This is a genomic window from Pseudarthrobacter raffinosi, assembly GCF_023913735.1.
Classification (GTDB): Bacteria; Actinomycetota; Actinomycetes; order Actinomycetales; family Micrococcaceae; genus Arthrobacter; species Arthrobacter raffinosi.
Window position 1 is genome coordinate 24,828 of sequence record NZ_JAMXBH010000004.1, and the last position, 19,059, is coordinate 43,886.

19 protein-coding genes are annotated in these 19,059 nt (G+C 66.5%); 12 read left to right on the top strand and 7 right to left on the bottom strand.

Annotated features, from left to right (window positions below; translation table 11 throughout):
- Window positions 1–88: 88 nt before the first annotated feature.
- Genes NG698_RS04595 through NG698_RS04610 form a run of 4 tightly spaced genes read left to right on the top strand, consistent with a single transcriptional unit; the run spans window position 89 to window position 2,331 of the window.
- Entirely contained in the window at window positions 89–418 is a 330-nt protein-coding gene (locus tag NG698_RS04595) for a PadR family transcriptional regulator (RefSeq protein WP_252608342.1), read from the top strand.
- Between the two features lies 1 nt (window position 419).
- Window positions 420–785: a DUF1048 domain-containing protein gene (locus tag NG698_RS04600; protein ID WP_252608344.1), complete on the top strand. Its 366-nt coding sequence runs from the start codon at window positions 420–422 to the stop codon at window positions 783–785.
- Window positions 782–1,573, top strand: coding sequence for an ABC transporter ATP-binding protein (locus tag NG698_RS04605; RefSeq protein WP_252608346.1), 792 nt, complete (start codon window positions 782–784; stop codon window positions 1,571–1,573). Before NG698_RS04600 ends, NG698_RS04605 begins: the two co-directional genes overlap by 4 nt.
- Window positions 1,570–2,331 (top strand): ABC transporter permease, encoded by a 762-nt coding sequence (locus NG698_RS04610; protein WP_252598561.1) that lies wholly within the window; start codon window positions 1,570–1,572, stop codon window positions 2,329–2,331. Before NG698_RS04605 ends, NG698_RS04610 begins: the two co-directional genes overlap by 4 nt.
- Before the next feature lie 41 nt (window positions 2,332–2,372).
- On the opposite strand, the gene NG698_RS04615 is transcribed toward NG698_RS04610, so the two are convergent.
- Complete coding sequence (locus NG698_RS04615; RefSeq protein WP_252608349.1) at window positions 2,373–3,281, bottom strand: phosphatase PAP2 family protein; 909 nt, start codon at window positions 3,279–3,281, stop codon at window positions 2,373–2,375.
- 210 nt (window positions 3,282–3,491) lie between these two features.
- Between NG698_RS04615 and NG698_RS04620 the strand changes: the two genes are divergently transcribed.
- From NG698_RS04620 to NG698_RS04635, 4 genes are read left to right on the top strand one after another with little or no spacing between them, the layout of a single operon-like run.
- Entirely contained in the window at window positions 3,492–4,913 is a 1,422-nt protein-coding gene (locus NG698_RS04620; RefSeq protein WP_252608351.1) for an extracellular solute-binding protein, read from the top strand.
- Window positions 4,910–5,878 (top strand): carbohydrate ABC transporter permease, encoded by a 969-nt coding sequence (locus tag NG698_RS04625; RefSeq protein WP_252608353.1) that lies wholly within the window; start codon window positions 4,910–4,912, stop codon window positions 5,876–5,878. The genes NG698_RS04620 and NG698_RS04625 overlap by 4 nt, the downstream gene beginning before the upstream one ends.
- Window positions 5,879–5,886: 8 nt before the next feature.
- Window positions 5,887–6,768 carry a carbohydrate ABC transporter permease gene (locus NG698_RS04630; protein WP_252608355.1) on the top strand — a complete coding sequence of 294 codons (882 nt, stop codon included), beginning with the start codon at window positions 5,887–5,889 and terminating at the stop codon, window positions 6,766–6,768.
- A 26-nt stretch (window positions 6,769–6,794) separates the two neighbouring features.
- Complete coding sequence (locus NG698_RS04635; protein ID WP_252608357.1) at window positions 6,795–8,309, top strand: glycoside hydrolase family 32 protein; 1,515 nt, start codon at window positions 6,795–6,797, stop codon at window positions 8,307–8,309.
- Between the two features lie 66 nt (window positions 8,310–8,375).
- On the opposite strand, the gene NG698_RS04640 is transcribed toward NG698_RS04635, so the two are convergent.
- The 4 genes from NG698_RS04640 to NG698_RS04655 all read right to left on the bottom strand — a co-directional run bounded on the left by NG698_RS04640 (window position 8,376) and on the right by NG698_RS04655 (window position 11,782).
- Window positions 8,376–9,461, bottom strand: coding sequence for a LacI family DNA-binding transcriptional regulator (locus tag NG698_RS04640; protein WP_252608358.1), 1,086 nt, complete (start codon window positions 9,459–9,461; stop codon window positions 8,376–8,378).
- Window positions 9,462–9,600: 139 nt separating this feature from the next.
- Window positions 9,601–10,773: an MFS transporter gene (locus tag NG698_RS04645; protein WP_252608360.1), complete on the bottom strand. Its 1,173-nt coding sequence runs from the start codon at window positions 10,771–10,773 to the stop codon at window positions 9,601–9,603.
- 156 nt (window positions 10,774–10,929) lie between these two features.
- Window positions 10,930–11,436: an SRPBCC family protein gene (locus NG698_RS04650; RefSeq protein ID WP_252608362.1), complete on the bottom strand. Its 507-nt coding sequence runs from the start codon at window positions 11,434–11,436 to the stop codon at window positions 10,930–10,932.
- A gap of 13 nt (window positions 11,437–11,449) precedes the next feature.
- Window positions 11,450–11,782 carry an ArsR/SmtB family transcription factor gene (locus NG698_RS04655; RefSeq protein WP_252598552.1) on the bottom strand — a complete coding sequence of 111 codons (333 nt, stop codon included), beginning with the start codon at window positions 11,780–11,782 and terminating at the stop codon, window positions 11,450–11,452.
- Between the two features lie 175 nt (window positions 11,783–11,957).
- Here NG698_RS04655 and NG698_RS04660 point away from each other — a divergent pair, with 175 nt between their 5' ends.
- Entirely contained in the window at window positions 11,958–12,701 is a 744-nt protein-coding gene (locus NG698_RS04660) for a GAF and ANTAR domain-containing protein (protein WP_252598551.1), read from the top strand.
- 31 nt (window positions 12,702–12,732) lie between these two features.
- The gene (locus tag NG698_RS04665; protein WP_252608639.1) at window positions 12,733–13,134 is read left to right on the top strand and encodes an Hpt domain-containing protein; all 402 of its coding nucleotides are present in this window, start codon (window positions 12,733–12,735) and stop codon (window positions 13,132–13,134) included.
- 37 nt (window positions 13,135–13,171) lie between these two features.
- Here NG698_RS04665 and NG698_RS04670 read toward each other — a convergent pair whose 3' ends face one another.
- Window positions 13,172–13,582: a DUF6855 family protein gene (locus tag NG698_RS04670; protein WP_374210077.1), complete on the bottom strand. Its 411-nt coding sequence runs from the start codon at window positions 13,580–13,582 to the stop codon at window positions 13,172–13,174.
- A gap of 126 nt (window positions 13,583–13,708) precedes the next feature.
- On the opposite strand from NG698_RS04670, the gene NG698_RS04675 reads away from it, so the two are divergent.
- Together NG698_RS04675 and NG698_RS04680 are read left to right on the top strand one after the other, a co-directional pair.
- Window positions 13,709–14,716, top strand: coding sequence for an o-succinylbenzoate synthase (locus NG698_RS04675; RefSeq protein ID WP_252608364.1), 1,008 nt, complete (start codon window positions 13,709–13,711; stop codon window positions 14,714–14,716).
- A 169-nt stretch (window positions 14,717–14,885) separates the two neighbouring features.
- Window positions 14,886–16,961, top strand: a complete 2,076-nt coding sequence (locus NG698_RS04680; protein WP_252598548.1) for a PhoX family protein — start codon at window positions 14,886–14,888, stop codon at window positions 16,959–16,961.
- Here the strand turns inward: NG698_RS04680 and NG698_RS04685 are convergent.
- Entirely contained in the window at window positions 16,958–19,039 is a 2,082-nt protein-coding gene (locus tag NG698_RS04685) for a glycoside hydrolase family 3 protein (RefSeq protein ID WP_252608366.1), read from the bottom strand. The two genes, NG698_RS04680 and NG698_RS04685, sit on opposite strands and share 4 nt — an antisense overlap.
- Window positions 19,040–19,059 lie beyond the last annotated feature (20 nt).

Below are 19,059 nucleotides of genomic sequence, written 5' to 3' on the forward strand. Positions count from 1 at the left end.
CGCTGGTGTATGAGGGGCTTGCGCTTCCGCTACTTAGCGGCACTATGTACTGGTAGCTAGTAACACTGAGTAGTGGAGGAGGTGTCCGATGGGCAAGCAGATGACGGAGATGCTCAAAGGGACACTGGAGGGCATCGTTCTTGCCGTCCTGACCGGGAACCCGGCGTACGGGTACGAAATCACCACTCTGCTCCGGGCGCAGGGGTTCCCCGACATCGCTGAGGGCACCGTGTACGCGCTGCTCGTCAGGATCGAGCAGAAAGGCCTGGTGGACGTCGAGAAGCGGCCGTCCGAGAAGGGCCCGCCCCGCAAGGTGTACACGCTCAACGCTCAGGGCAAGAAGGAACTGGACGAATTCTGGAACACATGGAGCTTCCTGTCCGAACGGCTTGAAGAGCTCCGCAAGGGAGGAAAGTGATATGGCAGCGAAATGGATCGAGCTGGTAACCGGCTCGCTCGAGCAGAAGAAGCAGTACAAGCAGGCCAAGGCGCGGCTGGATGCCCTGCCTGAGCCCTACCTCACTGTGGCGAAGGCCTTCAACCGGTACTTCATGTACTACGGCGGGGTCACCGAGGGGGACACCATGGTGCAGATGTTCTCGGACCTCGCGGACCTGTGGGAACGCGCCGCCATCGACGGCACGCCTGTGGGCGAGATCGTCGGCGAAGATCCCATCGAGTTCGCCGAGAGCTTCGCTCAGGCATACGGCGGAAAGCGGTGGATCGACAAGGAACGGGCCCGGCTCAACGAGGCGGTCGACAAAGCGAAGGGGGCGGAGTCATGACCAGGACCGGCGAACCGGCGATCCGTGTGCAGAACATGGAGAAGTCCTACAAGGACCTGCACGTCCTGCGCGGCGTCGACTTCGAGGTGGCGGCTGGCAGCATCTTCGCGCTCCTCGGCTCCAACGGGGCGGGCAAGACCACCATGGTCAAAATCCTGTCGACGCTCCTCAAAGCAGATGCCGGCACGGCTACCGTGTATGGATTCGACGTCGCGACGGACGCCCTTCAGGTTCGGGAGTCCATCAGTCTGACCGGGCAGTTCGCCGCCGTCGACGAAATCCTCTCAGGCCGGGAGAACCTGGTGCTGGTTGCCAGGTTGCGGCATCTGAAAGCCCCCGGCCAGGTGGCCGATGAGCTTTTGGCGCGCTTCAACCTCACCGATGCAGGCTCGCGGAAGGTGGCCACCTATTCCGGCGGCATGCGCCGTCGCCTGGACATCGCCATGAGCCTGATCGGGGAGCCGAAGGTGATCTTCCTCGATGAACCGACCACGGGGCTCGACCCCGAAGGGCGCAACGACGTGTGGCAGGTCGTCAAGGATCTCGCCAACCGGGGCACCACTGTCCTGCTCACCACGCAGTATCTCGAGGAGGCTGAGCAACTCGCAGATCGGATCGCCATTCTCCATGAAGGGCGCATCATCGCGAACGGCACGCTCGCCGAGCTGAAGCAACTCCTTCCACCGGCGAAGGTGGAATACGTCGAAAAGCAACCGAGCCTGGAGGATGTCTTCCTCGCACTTGTGGGGAACGACGGCAGGGTCGAGGCAAGTAAGGACAAGTCATGAGCACAAATTTCCTTGCAGACACCTCCGTGCTGCTGGGCCGCTCCATGCGTCACATCTTCCGCAGCGTTGACACCATCATCACCACCGCGATCACGCCGATCGCCCTCATGCTGCTGTTCGTGTACGTCTTCGGCGGTGCTATCAGCACGGGCACGGACAGCTACGTCAATTACCTGCTGCCGGGAATCATGCTGATCGCGATTGCGTCTGGCATTGCCTACACCGCCGTTCGGTTGTTCACCGATATGCAGAGCGGCATCTTCGAGCGATTCCAGTCCATGCCGATCGCACGATCATCCGTGCTGTGGGCCCATGTCCTGACGTCGCTGGTCGCCAACGGGCTCTCGCTCGTGATCATTGTGCTGGTGGCCCTCCTGATGGGGTTCCGCACCTCGGCAAGCCTCCTGGCCTGGCTCGCTGTGGCCGGAATCCTGGCGCTGTTCACCCTGGCACTCACCTGGCTGGCAATCATCGCCGGCCTGACAGCGAAGTCCGTGGACGGCGCCGGCGGATTCTCCTACCCGCTGATCTTCCTGCCGTTCATCAGCTCGGCCTTCGTCCCGACGGAAACCATGCCGGGTCCGGTCCGATGGTTCGCCGAGAACCAGCCCGTCACCTCGATCGTCAACACCATCCAGGACCTGTTTGCCCAGCAACCGGTGGGCAACGACATCTGGATCGCACTGGCCTGGTGCGTCGGTATCCTCGTACTCGCCTACGTGTTCGCCATGGCCGCCTACCGGCGCAGGATCATCTAAGGCGCCACCCCGCCGTCGTCCGCCGACCGCGGCTGGTGCGCTCAGCGCCTTGGCGCGTCCCGCCGTCGTGCGGCATATGCGAACAGCGACGTGGTGGCCACGGTGGCCAGGTACCCGGCGATCACGATGAGCGAGATTCCGGCCCAGAAGTAGTTGGTGGTGCTGTCATCCTGGAGCGGCCCCGGGGCGATCTTGGCCAGCGAATACACCGCCACCCCCGCGGAAGCCAGCCCGATCACCACCGGCAGCGTGAGCCAGATTTTCGCCGAGCCCACGTGCCTGCCGAAGCCGTCCCACGCGTTCCACCCGGCGCCAGTCCGCATGATCAGCCAGCCGGCGGGGATCATAAACGCGCCCACCAGGAGGAAGGCGGCGACGACGTCGGCCGGGCGGTGCCACTGGTTGATCAGGGTGGAGACTCCCGAGGCGATGGCGAACGTGCCGCCCACAAACCCGGCCATCGGACGCCACCGCGGCGAGGCCATCAGGAACACCGCCGCCGCAGCTGACGCGGCCAGCGTGGTGTGACCGGACGGCAGCGAGTTCAGCTCCAGCGTCACCACACCCTTGTCCGGGCGGGCGGGCAGCACTTCTTTCAGGACCTGCGTGGCGATATTCGCGCCGATGCACGCGGTGACTGCAATCCCGGCAGCTGACCACCGCCGTCGGATCACCGTGACAAACAGAACCACGACGGCGGCCACCACCAGCGAGATGGTGGGCAGCCAGTCCAGGAACTCGGTGGCTGCCTTGCCCGCCGGCCCGTGGATGTCCACGGCTTCAACCAGCGCGGATTCATCGATGACCTGGCCCGTGGTGGTCTGGACGAAGTAGTAATACGTGGAGATCAAACCGATGACGCAGGCGAGCCAGGCGAACGCGAACATAAAGCCGGAGCCCGGGGAGGGTCGGGCCGGGGTCCGCGGTGGTGCCTGGCGTGGAATGGTCATCGGCTAAGGGTGTCACAGAAAACTGGGAGGACCCGCAGGGCTGCCTCGCGGCCGGCACCCAAGTAGGTAGCGCCATCTGTCGTTTTGCGGGGTCTAAACGACAGATAGCGCTACCTAGTTGGGCGGGGTCGCGGCAACCCGAATGTGACACTTGACACGTGTTAGGTCGGCGCCATAAGCTACCTCACACGTGTTAGGAAGGAAATTGATATGACCGGTGCCACAACTGGCCGCCTGCGTGAACTCTCACGCCGGACCGCCCTGGGTGCCTTGGGAGCAGGAATTGTGGGAGCAACGGTGGCATCGTGGCCCCGGCTCTCCGGATCCGATATTCCCGGGCGGGGCGACAACAGCCTCAGCATTGCCATTATGGGAACCGCCGCCGATGCCGCAGCGCGCCAGCGCGCCATCGACGCGTTCACCCGACTCCACCCGGACATCCGGGTCAAGGTCCAGGCCATCCAGGCCGTGGACTGGAAAGACTTCTTCACCAAGATCCTCACCATGGTGGCCGCCGGCACCCCGCCCGACGTCGTCTACGTCGCCACTGAAGGCGCGCAGCTCTTCGCGGACAAGCTGGCCCATCCGCTGGACGAATACCTGCGCCGCGATGCCGCGGACATGGCCGAGTTCTTCGCCGACGTCCACCCCAGCCTGGTGGAGGCCTTTATGTACAAGGGCAGCCTGTTCCAACTCCCCATGGACTGGAACGCCGCCAACATGTACTACAACACCACCGCCTTCGCGCAGGCGGGGCTGGACCGTCCTGCGGACGACTGGACCCACGTGGACTTCCGCAACAGCCTCGCCGCGATGCGCAAGGCCCGGCCGTCGGACTTCACCCCGTACTACTGGACCAACCGGCTCTTCGGCGGCGTGGTGCCCTGGCTCTACGCCAACGACACCAGCTTCCTGAAGGAGACCCGGTCCACCGGCGGGGACTGGCTCTGGGACTCCTTCTACGCCAACGATCCCTCCCGCAACCTGCGCTCCGGCGGCTACCAGTGGCTGGAACCCAACGCCGATGACCCGCGCGTCTTCGAGACCTTCGACTACCTCCGCGGCCTGGTCAAGGACGGCCTCGGCGTCCGGCCCGAGGAAGGCGGCGGCAGTTCCCTGGTGGGGCTCTTCGCCTCCAACCGGATCGGCACCACGCCGGCCGGCGGCTACTGGGTCCAGGGCCTCCACGAGGCCGGCATGAAGGAGAACGACTACGACGTCCAGTTCTTCCCCAAGTGGCGGAGCCAGCGGCACCAGTTCGGCACGGCCGGCTACGCCATCATGAAAACCGCCAAGGACAAGGACGCCGCCTGGGAGTGGATCAAGTTCAGTGCCAGCCGCGAGGCCATGGAGCTGATTTTCCCCAACCCGATAACCACCCCGGCCCGCCGCTCCATGGTCAACGAGGCGCTGTACGCGGGTAAGGGCCCGGCGCATTGGAAGGTCTTCTACGACACGCTGGACAAGTACCCCACGACAGGCCCCATCCCGGCGCCGCCCCAGCAGGCCGCCGTCGAAACGGCCCTGATGAAAAACGTTTCGCTGGCCGTCAGCGGCGACGAGCGCCAGCTCAAGCAGGCCCTCGAGTCCATGCAGCGCGATCTTGAACTGGCCCTGAGGAGGCAGTCATGAGCACCACCACCCCTCGCCGGGAGCGGCCAAAGCAGGCCGCCAAGCCGGCTCCGCCCGGGGGCGCGCCCGCCGCTTCCCAGACCGCGTCCGGACGGCACAGCCAGCGCTGGCTGGCCTGGATCTTCCTGGCCCCCACCATCCTGGGCATGGGCCTGTTCACGCTGGTGCCCATCGCGGCGTCGGTGGTCCTGGCGTTCTTCCGCTGGGACATCATCTCCGCCCCGACGTTCGTGGGCTTCGACAACTTCGCCGAAGTGGTCCAGGATCCCACGGTCCGGGTGTCCTTCCTGAACACCATTGTGTTTGTGATTGTGGCGGTGGCATTCCAGCTCGGCCTGGCCTTGGCGCTGGCCGTGATGGTGCAGGAGAAGATGCCGTCCTGGCTGCGGACCTTCTTCCGCTCGGCGTTCTTCTTCCCGCTGATCCTCTCCGCCGCCTCCGTGTCCATCTTTATGCGGTACCTCTTCAACGAGCAGTTCGGCGTGGTCAACTGGTTCCTGTCCCTCGCCGGCATCCCCGCGGTGCCGTGGCTGACCACCCCCGGCGGGTCCGCCGCCGTCGTCATCCTGGTCTACGTGTGGCAGAACTTCGGGTTCTCCTTCCTGCTGTTCATCGGCGGGCTGGCGTCGATCCCCGTGGAAACCTATGAGGCGGCCGCGCTGGACGGCGCCACCGGCTGGCGCAAGCACGTCTACGTCACCCTGCCGCTGCTCAGCCCCACCACCCTGCTGGCGTCCGTGATGGCCATCATCAGCGCCCTCCAGGTGTTCGACCAGCCGTACGTCCTGACCCGCGGCGGGCCCGGGGACTCCACCCGCACCGCCGTGATGGTGATCTTCGAATCCGCGTTCCAGCGCCTGGAATTCGGCGAGGCCTCGGCCATCGGCGTGATCCTGACCCTCATCATCATGGCCATCACCGCCGCGCAGTTCCGGCTCAGCAAACGATTCGTCTTCTACCAGTAAGGCCAGCCATGACTACCACTACAGAGCGTGTATCCACCCGCACCCCTGCCGTGCCTGCCCGGTCCCGGCGGAAGCCGAACTGGAACCTGGTCCTCCGCATTGTCCTGCTGATGATCGCGGCCGTCCTGACCCTGGGCCCGGTGATGTGGACCCTGTCCACCTCGCTGCGGTCGCCGTCGGAATCGTTCAAGCTGCCGCCGTCGTTCTTCCCCTGGAATCCGGACTTCACGTCCTACGCGCAGGTCTTCCAGCAGCTGGACATCGTCCTCCTGGTGCTGAACAGCGCCCTGGTCACCGGACTCATCGCCGTGGGGCAGATGGTCACCGCCGCGATGGCCGGCTACGCCTTCGCCAACCTGAAGTTCCGCGGCCGCGGGGCCCTGTTCTCCATCGTGCTGGCCACAATGATGGTGCCGGTGCAGGTGACCATCGTGCCGGTGTTTATGCTGATCCGAGGCATGGGGCTCTCGGACACCCTCCTGGCGCTGATCCTGCCGGCCATCCCGACGGCGTTCGGCACCTTCCTGATGCGGCAGTACTTCATGGGGCTGCCCACCGACCTCGCGGAAGCGGCGTCGATCGACGGCGCATCGCCATGGCGGACCTTCCGCTCGGTCTACGCCCCGCTGGCCATTCCGGGGATGGCGATCGTGGGCATCCTGGCCTTCAATTTCCACTGGAACGAGTTCTTCCGGCCGCTCATCATGACCATCTCAGAACAGAACTTCACCCTGCCGCTGGGCCTCGTGTCCCTGCAGGGCAACCTGGGCACCGGGAGCATCTCCGTAGTGCTGGCCGGCGTGGTCCTGTCCATGATCCCCGCCCTGGTGGTCTTCATCTTCGGCCAGCGCGCGCTGCAGGACGGCCTCACCGCCGGCAGCGGCAAATAATCCCAACTTCTGAGAGGCTTACTTCCATGTCATCCCCGGACCTCGCCGCCGCCGACTTCGCCCGCCTGGCCGCCGCCCACCCCGACCCAGCGTTCCCGCACTTCCACCCCCGCCCCGCCCAGGGCTGGATCAACGACCCCAACGGCATCAGCCACCTCAACGGCCGGTACCACGTCTTCTTCCAGTACAACCCCGCGTCCGCCCGGCACCACAAGATCGCGTGGGGCCACATCAGCTCCGCGGACCTGGTCCGCTGGGAGGAACACCCCGTGGCGCTGCGCCCGCAGGACGGCGGGCCGGACGAGTACGGCTGCTGGACCGGTGTGGTGACGGACGACGGCGGTGTCCCCACCGCCGCGTACTCCGGTGTCCGCGGCGACGGCGGCCACTCGCAGGTGGTCATCTCCCGCGGTTCGGCGGACCTTGTTTCCTGGACCCAGGATGGGCACGTCGCGGCGTCCATGCCGGCCGACCCCATGGTCACGGCCGTCCGCGACCCCTTCATCTTCCGATTCAACGGCAAGCGCTACGCCATGCAGGGCGCGGGTCTGGCCTCCGGCCACGCGGCGCTCCTGCTCTACACGGTGGAGGACCTGGCTGACTGGAAGTACCAGGGCATCTGGCTCACGTCGGAAAACCCGGTCGCAGCTGCCCGGACGCCGGCCGAGATCTGGGAGTGCCCGCAGCTGGTGCGCGTGCCGTCCGTGTCCTCCGCTGAATCCCTTGAATCCGGGTCCGGCAGCGACGCTTCTTCCGACGACGCGTGGGTCATGATGTTCTCCCTGTGGCTGTCCGGCGATGACCACGAGCACGCCAACGGCGTTGGCCACCTCATCGGCTCCCTGGCCGAGGACCCCGCCACCGGGCTGCCGGTATTTTCCCCGGAGACCGGCGGAAAGTCCGACCTGGGCCGCGACTTCTACGCGCCGCAGATCGTGCAGCTGCAGGACGGTGCCGGCGCCGGCGCTCCCGGTGATCCTGTTTCTTCCTCTGCCCTTGCTGCCCTCGCGGAGCCCAAGGGCCTGCTGTGGGGCTGGGCCAATGAAGGACCGGGACGGGACGGCCGCCGGGGCCGCAGCCAGGCCGAGATCGACGCCGCGGGCTGGGCCGGTGTGCTCACGCACCCGCGCCTGCTGTCCGTGGTGGACGGTTCCCTGGCCGTGGCACCGGCGCCGGAGGTGGATGCCTACCGCGGAGCGCAGCTGGCTGCGCAGGCTGCCGGGAGCGTTGAGCTGCCGGCGTATGCCGAGGCTGTGGTGACCGCCCGCTCCGGTGGGCCGGGCGCGCTGGCCGCGGACGACGTCGTCGAACTTTCCCTGGTGGCCGATGGTTCAACCGAGGCGGGGCAAGTGGTCTTCAGCGGGCCTCTGGCTGCGGGGGAGGAGCTGCGGGTGTTTGTGGACGCGTCGCTGGTGGAGGTGTACCGGAGCGGTTCGGTGGCCACCACGCTGCGCGCCTATCCGGCGCCCGGCGAGCGGTGGGTGCTGCGGCTTCCCGAGGCCGCGGCTGCGGACGTCTGGCAGCTGGCACAGCCTAAGTAGCCTGAATAGCGCCGGGTTCCTAAAGGACTCCGGCACTGTTCGCCGGGCCGGGGTCGGTGCCGGGGGTCAGACCTGGCCGGCGGGGACCGTGCCGGTTGACTCGCGCACCACGAGCCGGCACGGGACCAGCGTCTGGGCTGGCACGTCGTGTCCGGCCGGGGCGCCGCCGTCATTGTCGTTGTCCTCCGGTTCCTCCGACAGTTCCCGGAGGAGCCCGGTCATGGCAGCGGCCCCCATCTCCCGCAGCGGGAGGGCCATGGTGGTGAGCGCCGGGACCATGGTGGAGGCGATGCGGAATTCGTCGTCGTACCCCATGATCGAGAGGTCCTGCGGGATGGCCAGGCCCAGCCGGTTGGCCGCGAGCACCACGCCGATGGCCAGGCGGTCGTTCGCGCACACGATCGCGGTGGGCCGGTCCGGCGCAGCCACGCCGTCCAGGAGCTTCATGGCGCCATGGAACCCGGCATCGATGTCCCAGCCAGCTTCGAGGATCCGGGCCGGCCGCACCGGCAACCCGGCGGCCTCAAAGGCATCCCGATGGCCCTGGATCCGGCGCGGCGCGGCGGGTGTGAGGCCGTCACCGGCGAGGAACGCGATGTCCCGGTGGCCAAGCTCCAGCAGATGCGTTGCCGCCTCCCGGCCGCCGCGGACCTCATCCGGAATGACGGCCGGAACGCCTGCCTCGGGACGGTCATCGAAGCAGTTGGCCAGCACCGACGGCACGCGCAGCATGTTGAGCGGGACGTGCAGGGGGCGCAGGCCCACGGTGACGTACATCAGCCCGTCCACCTGGCGGTCCAGCAGCGTTGCCACCGCACTTTCGTCACGGGTCTCGTCCAGCTCCGTATCCATCACCACGGTGACAAAACCCTGGGACCTGGCCACGGCGTCCGCGCCGGCGATGATATTGCCGTCGAACGGGCTGGTGACCACCTGGTCCGAGACGATCCCGATGATCCGCGACCGGCGGTTCCGAAGGCTCACGGCAATGGCGTTGGGCGTGTAGTTCAGCGTGGCCGCCGCTTCCCGGATCCGGACCTGGCTCTCCTTGGCCACATTCCCGTCGCCGCGCCCGTTCAGGACCAGCGACACCGCGCTGCGGGAAACTCCGGCGAGCTTGGCGACGTCGAGCGCTGTGGCTTTGCGGTTCATACTGGGTTTCCTCCCGCGTACGGTATTTCCTGCAGTCTACCTAACGCGTGTGAGGTGTGCCCGGACGCGGGGGGCGCTTTCCCCCAACTGAGTAGCGCTATCTGTCGTTTTGAGGGGTCAAAACGACAGATAGCGCTACCTACTTGGGCCGGGGCGGGTTCGGGAGGTGCGCTTCAGGCAGGCGCGGCAGGCTGGCCGCCGCGACCAGCAATGCCAGGGCCCCGAGGCCAAATGGCAGGGCGGTGAGGGTGGCGATGCCGCCCACCAGCAGCGGCCCGCCAGCGTCACCGAGTTCCCGGCCAAGTTCTGCCGAACCCATGGTCCGGCCCATCCGCTCCGGCGGCGTGGTGTCGGCCAGATGCGCGAAGCCGAGCGGCGTGGCCAGGCCGACGCCCGCGCCAATGGCTGCCGCGGCAATGAACAGCGTGACCGGACCCGGGGTGAGGGCGATGAGTGCGACGCCCGCGGCGGTAAGGAGGAGTCCCGCCGTCGTCCCTTTGTTATCGCTGATGCGGTGCGCGTCCCGCAGCCTGCCGATCCAGGGCTGGGTGAGCACCGACGTGATGGCCAGGACACTGACCGCGGCCGTGCCGGCAACCGGGCCAAGGCCGTGTCGCGTGGCGAGAGCGGGAATGAATCCGATCGCCGCGCCGAGCGCCCCGGTCGAGGCCGCCAGCACCAGCGTGGGCACCAGGAAGCGCCGCTCGGTGACCTGGCGGGCGAGATCGAGCACGGTGTAACGCTGCCGGGGGAGCGGCGCCAGGTGCGGAACAGACACCAGCACCCACACGGCGGTGGCCGCCGCCAGCACCGAGAGCGCGCCGAACAGCAGGGCAAACCCGCCCGCCAGGATCAGTCCCGCCCCCAGCAGCGGACCGATGACGTACCCCAGGCTTTTCCACGAACCATACCGGCCGAAGTAGGTCCCGGCCTTCGTCCCCGCCGCCAGCCGCGCAACCATCGCGGACGACGCCGGCGAGAACGCCGAAGCCGCCGCGCCCTGCCCCAGCCGCGCGAGTCCAAGCATCAGCGGATCCGCCGCCCAGAGGCCGATCAGCGACAGCACCTCGAAGGCCAGGAGGCCGCCGACGATGACAGGCTTGGTTCCGATCCGGTCGCTCAGGGCGCCGAAGACCGGCTTGAGGAAGACCTCGGAAACGTCATAGAGGGCCAGCAGGATGCCCAGGTTGAGCAGCGTCAGGCCGATGTTCTCGCTCTGCGCGCCCATGCCAGCGGCGATGCTGTGGGCGCCGAACGCGGTGACGAAGCCGGCCGCGTACAGGGGAACGGTGGACGCCCGGGCGTTGACCACCTGTGCCGCGGCGCTAACGCGCGCACTTCGAGACAGGGCGCCTGCTTTAGGGAAATCACACCGCAAAGCGTAACAACAGCCGAACTGAGTAGCGCCAAGTGTCGTAATGGACTCTGAAAACGACAGTTGGAGCTACTCAGTTGGGCCGGAGGAAGCTCAGGTGAGGGACGCCGCCAGCTCCTCGATGATCTCGAACTGCTCGCGCACGCCGCTTTCCATGCCGGACTGCGCAATCATGTCCCGGACTTCCTCGCTCCCCGCATCGGTGCGGATCCGCACGGTGGTGGCGCCGCCGTCGGCCCCGTCAAGGGTGACCGTATTAAGCACGGCGCCTTCCTCGCTGTCCGGCGCGGTGCCCGGCATCTCCATGACCTCCGTGTGGACGATCCGCTCGTTGGGCACAATCTCGCGGTATATGCCGTGGAAGGCCACCTCGAATTCGCCGTGCGCCACCATGACGTATCGCCACGCGCCGCCGACCCGGAAGTCCATGGCCGCCACAGTCATCTCGCCACGCCGTCCGGGCCACCATTTCTTGACGAGTTCCGGCGTGGTCCAGGCCCGGTAGACGAGGTGCGGGGGTACGTTGAGGGTCCGCGTGATCAGGATTTCCGTGTCGCTGGGGAACGTCACATCCATGGTGCTGCCGCTTGCCTGTGCCATTGTCCTGCTCCTTTCAGTGCTCTTCCTTGAGATCCTCCAGCACGTCCTCGAGAAGATCGAAGCGCTCCTCCCAGAGGTGCTGGTAGCTGGCCACCCAGTCGTAGATGGGCTTGAGGGCTTGCGGATTGAGCCGGTAGAGCCGCTGCCGGCCTTCGTCACGCACGACGACGGCGCCCACCTCGCGCAGCACCCGCAAGTGCCGTGACACGTGCGGCTGCGCCAGGCCCAAAAGGGTCACCAGCTCGTTGACCGGGCGCTCGCCTTGAGTGAGGGCGTCCAGGATTTCCCGACGGCGGGGCTCAGCCACCGCGTTGAACGTATCTGCCGTTGTTGCTGCCCGTGCCATACGGCGATTGTATACCCATATGGATATGCATTGGAAGGGTCGTCCGCCCGAGTGTCGTTAAATCGAAAAAACGAGTACACACTACGCATGCTTTCTTTCTCGCTGCCGCATAGCGTCAGGTGAGGGTCCTGGGGGACGGTTTAGCACTTCGACTCTGGGGGGCAGGGGGCAGGCCATGAGCCGAGAGCTACGCGCACACCAGCAGCTTCGGGCCGGTGAGGGAAGTCTGTTGGATTTCCGCGCAGACAGGGAGGAAGATTCCCTCCGCCTACTCGCACTGGCTGCAGTTTCAGCTCTCGCCGAGGGTACCGGACATGCTCTGGACGGCGCCGTGACTCTGGCCCGGCGCGGCCAGACACCGCTCACATTCGGTAACAGTGAGCGTGCCATCGGCCTGGCCAGGTGGGATCAGGGCAATGGTGACGGTCCGGTGTCGCAGGCGTTGTCTGGGCGGGTGGCCATCATCGTCAACGACTTTTGCCGGGATCCTCGATGGCCCGGGTTCTGGCGTCCGCTCCGGGATGCCAGCTACCGGTCGCTGGTGTCTGTGCCACTTCCGCTGGAACCAGGATGCTCCGCGGCGTTGACGCTTCTGACAGACAAAACCAACGCCTTCACTCCTGCTGTAGTTGCCGACGTCGTGGCCTTCAGCAAAGTTGCAGCCAGCAGCTACCTCATGGCATCACAAATCAGGGAAGCCCTGGCCGCCGCCTGTCATCTGCGCACGGCAATGCAGGGCCGGACGTCAATCGATGTCGCGTGCGGGGTGATCATGGGGCAGAACCGGTGCTCTTATGAGGAAGCCTTCAAAATTCTCGCCAACGCCTCAAGCCACCGGAATGTCAAGGTTCGGGTGCTCGCGGAATCCCTCCTTGAGGATCTGCCCGGGGGAACCCCAGCCACGCATTTCAAGGAATGAAGCGGTGACCACGTCTAACGGAAGGACACTCATGGTGCAGGACGACGCCGACGCCGTGCCCCTCCTGGATCCGGCTGTCCTGGACAGGCTGCGGACAGAGCTCGAGGACGATGACGGCGTGTGGAAAGTCTTCGTGCAGAACTTCATCGAACACCTGCCCCACAGGACTGAAAAGCTGCGTCTGACCCTGACCACCGGCGACCTGGCCGGTGCGATGGACGCGGTCCTCAGCCTCAAGACCTCCAGCCAGATGGTGGGCGCGGAGCGCCTGGCCGGACTTGCTATGGAGCTGGAACGGGCCCTGCGCCACGAGGGCATCGACAATGAGCCCGCCCGGGTCCTGCCCCGGCTGGCAGCGGACCGCCTGCGCCAGATCATTCGCTGCGCCCGGCAGACCACGAACATCCTGCAGAAATACCTGCACTCCGGGTGAGGCTGTAAAACATGGCCCGGGGTTCGGGAGCGAGAGGTCAGGGTTTCGGCAGGGCCCGTACTGTGTTGTTCCGTTTCTCGTGCGTGAGTTCGGCCAGGCCCAGGGCTTCCAGGAGCGGCGGGAGATACATGCCAAACCGGCCGCGATAACCCTTCCGCAATCCGTACCAGCCGCCCACGGGGTTGGCGGGGTCGCGGCCCCAGGCCTCGACGCTGTCCTCCGGCGCGGGCTTGCTTTCATCGGCAGCCCCCAGCGGAACCCAGTCAGCTTGCTCCAGCAGCCACGAGTGGAGATCGTCTATGGCCTGAAGATGGTACTTCAACGTGGTCGAGCCGACCTGGCAGACCAACGCCGGAGGGTCCGCGTCCGGGTCCCGGTACATGGTGTACTCAGATGATCCCGGAGCCGTCACCAGCTCCCAAGGATCAGCCTTCGTTCCTTCAGCCACGACCATTCCCACCTTCCTGGATGCCACCCGGAGCTCCAGCCTATGGGCGGCCACACCAGGCGTAAACAGCGGGCCAACGCTGCCAGGGGCCAACGCGGGCCTTAGCCCTGCTTGTACAGTGAACCCATGCCCGCCGCCTTGCCTTCCCTGGACGAACTGCTCGCCACCGCGCATGTGGTGAGCCTGCCCATGCGGGTGAAGTTCCGCGGCATCATGGAACGCGAAATGCTGCTGCTGCGCGGGCCGCACGGCTGGGGCGAGTTTTGCCCGTTCCCCGAATACGCCGACGCCGAGGCCTCCCGCTGGCTCGCCGCCACCATCGAAGCCGGCTGGCACGGTTTCCCTTCGCCCGTCCGTTCGGTGATCCCCGTCAACGCCACCGTTCCCGCCGTTTCCGCGGACCGTGTGCCGGAGGTCCTGGCCCGGTTCGGCCGGGTGGACGCCGTCAAGGTCAAGGTGGCCGAGCACGGGCAGACGCTCGACGACGACGCCGCCCGTGTCGCCGCCGTCCGCGCAGCCCTGCCCGACGCCGCCATCCGCGTCGACGCCAACGGCGGCTGGGACGTGCCCTTTGCAGTGTCGGCACTCACCCGGCTCGCCGCCGTCGGACTTGAATATGCCGAGCAGCCGGTGCCCACAATTGAGGGGCTCGCCGAGGTACGGCGGCAGCTGCGCGCCGCCGGGACGCCGGTGCTGATCGCCGCCGACGAAAGCGTGCGCAAGGAATCCGATCCCCTTAAGGTGGCGCGGGCCGGCGCGGCGGATCTGCTGGTTGTCAAGGTCGCGCCGCTCGGGGGAGTGCGGCGCGCGCTGGACATCGTGGCGCAGGCCGGGCTCCCCGCCGTCGTCAGTTCCGCGCTGGACACGTCCGTGGGCATCCGCGCCGGGCTGGCTCTGGCCGCTGCCCTGCCCGAGCTGCCGTATGCGTGCGGGCTGGGGACGGTGTCGCTGTTCACCTCGGACATCACGCGGGATCCGTTAGTGGCCGACGACGGCGCCATCCGCCTCCGCGATGTCGCCGCCGACGCCGGGCTGCTGGAGCAGTTTGCGGCTTCCGCGGAACGCCGCGACTGGTGGCTGGCCCGGCTCGCCAGGGTCCACGCCCTCCTCGCCCTCGGACGCTCTCTCACTTAACGCGGGATTCTTACGGACGCTCTCTCACTTAACGCGGGTTTTTGGGCAACGCTCTCTCACATCCCTGCAGGTCACCGCCGGTTAACCTGAACTTCACCTTGCCGACGGCTTGGCGTCGACCTGCGCTGAAAGGGTGGCCGGGACCCGATCGTCATATTGGAGGCACCCCTTGTCTGAATCGACAGCCCGTAAGTTCACCCTGCTGCCCATGCTCGGCCACACCAAAGGCAAGCGCAGTGCAGTCACCTGCGCCCTGAAATGCGACAACGCCTGCTCCGGCGACGTCTGCAACACCAGCTCCAACAGCTACTTCCGCGATATCGCGTCCGCCACCATGTCCCGCCGCGCCGCCCTGGGCTTCGGCGCCGCCGGTGCGCTCGCCGTCGTACTTGGCAGCGCCGTCACCTCCGCGGAACCGGCTGTTGCCGGCGGCCCCGGCCTGGCACCCGCCGCGAAGGAAGGCTTCACCAAGTCGAAGCTGAAGTTCACGCCCATCCCTTCAATTGACGCAGCGGTGGACGCTGTCACGGTTCCGGAAGGCTTCACCTGGCAGCCCGTGATCCGCTGGGGCGACCCCATTTTCAACGGCACCCCGGACTTCGACCTGAACAACCAGACGGCAGCCGCACAGGAAAAGCAGTTTGGCTACAACAACGACTACACCGACATCCTGGAGATTCCGGGCTCAAAGGGCCGCCGCGCGGTGCTGTTCGCCAACCACGAATACACCAACGAGAACATCATGTTCCCGGCCACCATGCCGGCAGAGCAGATGCGCGCTGTGGGACAGGCTGCACACGGCCTGTCCGTCGTCGAGCTCGAGCGCAAGAACAAGAACAAGCCGTGGACCTATGTCAAGGGCGCGCCGCTGAACCGCCGTTACCTGAACAACACCGTGTACGAGCTCACCGGCCCGGCAGCGGGCTCGGCACTGGTCACGACCGCTGAGGACTCCAAAGGCCGCTTCATCAAGGGCACGCTGGGCAACTGCGCCGGCGGCACCACCCCGTGGGGCACCATCCTCTCCGGCGAGGAGAACTTCCAGGGCTACTTCGTGGGGAACGGCACGTCCGCCGGGGACAAGCGCTACGGCATCACTTCCAAGCCGACGGCCCGCAAGTGGGAGCTCGACGACCCGCGCTTCGACACCCGCACAGCCGGCTACGAAAACGAGGCCAACCGCTTCGGTTACATCGTGGAAGTTGACCCGTTCGATCCCACCTCCATGCCGAAGAAGCACTCCTCACTGGGCCGCTTCAAGCACGAGGGCGCCAACGTGATCATCGCCGAATCCGGCCACGTGGTGGCTTACTCCGGCGACGACGAGCGCTTCGACTACCTGTACAAGTTCGTCTCCAAGGACAAGTACATCGAGGGCGACCGCAAGCACAACATGACGCTGCTCTCCGCCGGCAACCTCTACGTTGCCAAGTTCACCGGCAACTCGCCTGTCGCTGAAATCGACGGCAAGGGCACAGTCCCGGCCGACGGCTCGTTCGACGGTACCGGCGAATGGCTTCCGTTGGTGGTGGACGGCGCTTCGGCTGTGAAGGGCATGTCCGTCGAGGAGGTCCTGGTGTACACCCGCCTGGCCGCCGACAAGGTTGGCCCCACCAAGATGGACCGGGCCGAGGACGTTGAGCCCAGCCTGCACACCGGCAAGGTCTACGTTGCCTGCACCAACAACTCGGACCGTGGCAAAGCCGGCAAGGAAGGCGCCACGGAGGTCAACCCGCGCAACCTGAACCGCGACGGCCACATCGTGGAAATCACTGAAACCGGCGACCAGACCTCCACGAAGTTCCAGTGGAACCTGCTGATGGTCTGCGGCGATCCGGCCCAGGGTGACGTTACCTACTTCTCCGGCTTCCCGGTGGACAAGGTTTCGCCCATCTCCTGCCCCGACAACCTCGCGTTCGACTCCGTAGGCAACCTGTGGATCTCCACCGACGGCGCCCCCTCCGGCATCGGCAAGGCCGACGGCCTGTTCAAGGTCACCCTCGAAGGCGCCGAGCGCGGCAAGGTGGAGCAGTTCCTGGCCGTGCCGCGGGACGGCGAGACCTGCGGACCCATCATCCACGACGAGGAGCGCACCGTGTTCGTCTCCGTGCAGCACCCGGGTGAGGACGGCTCGTTCGATGACCAGCACTCCTTCTTCCCGGACTACGTCGCGGAAGGCACGACGCCGGCCCGCGGCCAGGCGCGCGCGCCCCGTCCGTCAGTGGTCCAGGTGTTCCGAGGCTAGGTCCGTTCCCTCCCACCAGGACGCTCTCTCACCTTTGGCGGGTTTTCGGCCAACGCTCTCTCACTTTCTTCAGGAAAGTGAGAGAGCGTTCGGTCGTATGGCGCATCAAGTGAGAGAGCGTTTGGCTTTTGGAGGCCAAAGGTGAGAGAGCGTCCTAGTCGATCAGGCCGGCGCCGGTTATTGGAGGTGGCCGTTGCCGGCTCTGGCAGGCTCAGGCCGTGCCCGAACGGGAAAAGGGGATCGGCGGTATCGCCGGGGACGTCGGATCGGGATGCACGCACGGCATCCATCGACCGCGGGATCTCGAACGGCAGGCGCCCTTCGGGCCCGGTCCGTCCGAACAGGGCGTCCAGGAGCGCCGTGTCCGACACGCCGAACGTGCCGACCAGGGCTGAGGTGAAGCCGGTTAGGGGTGTGAGGATCGCCGGGCGGTCCAGCCGCACGTCAATGACCAGAGGTACTTTTTCGGCCAGGGTGCGGAGCCGGGAGATCAGCCCAGGAGGGAAATCCAGGCTCCCAGCATGGAAATGTTCCTCCAGGAACAGGTCGTTGCGGTGGTCCCACGGCGAGTGAAGCCGGATAACGGCAACATCCGCCTGCTCCGGGTCCTGCACCACAGTGCCGAAACCGTCGAGGCTCAGCGGGTCCACGCCCTCCACATAGACGGCAGGTGAGCCGGAAAGCGGAAGGGAGGTCCCGACGTCGGACGTTCCGTTGGTGAGCACCGTGACGGACCGGGACTGCGCACGGTGTCCTTCGCGCCGGAATTCGGCGTTCCCCACGATGGTGGCCGCGGCGTCCTCGTCCACGAACGGGTTGTCGAACAGGCCCAGCTGGAACTTCACCAGTAGCAGCCGGCGGGCGGATTCGTCCAAACGCGACTCGCTGACCAGCCCGTCCCGGACAAGGCCGATGAGCAGGTCGGTGCATTCCTCGCCGCCGAACTGGTCCACGCCGGCGTTGAGGATCTTCAGCATGCGTTCGGGCGCGGTGAGCTGTTCAACGCCCCAGGCCCGGGCCGGCAGGACTTGGTCGCCCACGATGTTGTCGTTGACCAGTTCCCAGTCGCTGAGGACCACGCCGTCGTAGCCGAGCTTGTCGCGGAGCAGGTTGGTGATGATCTGCCGGTTGTAGCCGAAGCCGACTTCCTCAACCGGTTCGCCGTCGAGTTCCACGCCCACCGGCATGCCGTAATAGGGCATGATGGCGCTGGTCTTTTCGGAGATCGCGGCCCGGAAAGGGGCCAGATGTTCGGCGAAGCGGCCGCCGGGGTAGACCTGTTCGCGGCCGTACGGGAAGTGCGCATCCTCGCCGTCGCGCTGCGGACCGCCGCCGGGGAAGTGCTTGGTGGTGCAGGCAACGCTGTCCGACCCCAGCTCATCGCCCTGGAACCCCTGGAGGTACTCGACGACGTACTTCGAGCTGAGCTCCGAGTCCTGCCCGAAGGTTCCCGCTTGCCGGCACCACCGCGGTTCGGTGGCCAGGTCAACGGTGGGGTGCAGCGCCGCGCGGATCCCGACGGCGGTGTATTCCTGCCGCGCGATCCCGGCGAAGCGGCGGATCAGTTCGGCACTGCCCACCGCGGCCAGGCCGATCGGCTCCGGCCACTGCGAAAAGTGGGCGGCCGTGAACGAGACGCCGGAGTTTTCGATGAACGCATGCCGCGGGTCCGTGGAGATGGTCACCGGAATCCCGTGCGGGGTCTGCGCGGCAAGCTCCTGCAGGGCGTTGCTCCAGCGGGCGGCTTCCCGGGCGGTGCCGAGCGCATGGACGTTGAAGTGGTTCATGAACTTGGTGAGGATTACCGTGCTGGTGGGCGATTTGCTGATGTTGCCTGGCTGCTCAAGGAGGGTGCCGTCCGGGCCGGTTTCGATGACCGTGTGGAACATCAGCCCGGCCTTTTCCTCGAGGCTGAGGCGGGTCACCAGATCGGCGGCGCGTTCACGCGGGCTGAGGCCGGGGTTTTCGAAGGGATCCATGATCCCGTTTCCGTTGAGGTCCCGGAACTCTTTTCCGTCGGCGTTTCCGTCGGCGACGGACGTCCCGGGGCGTGCGTGATTCTGGGCTTGTGCAGTCATGGGGCTCTCTCGGGGAGGTT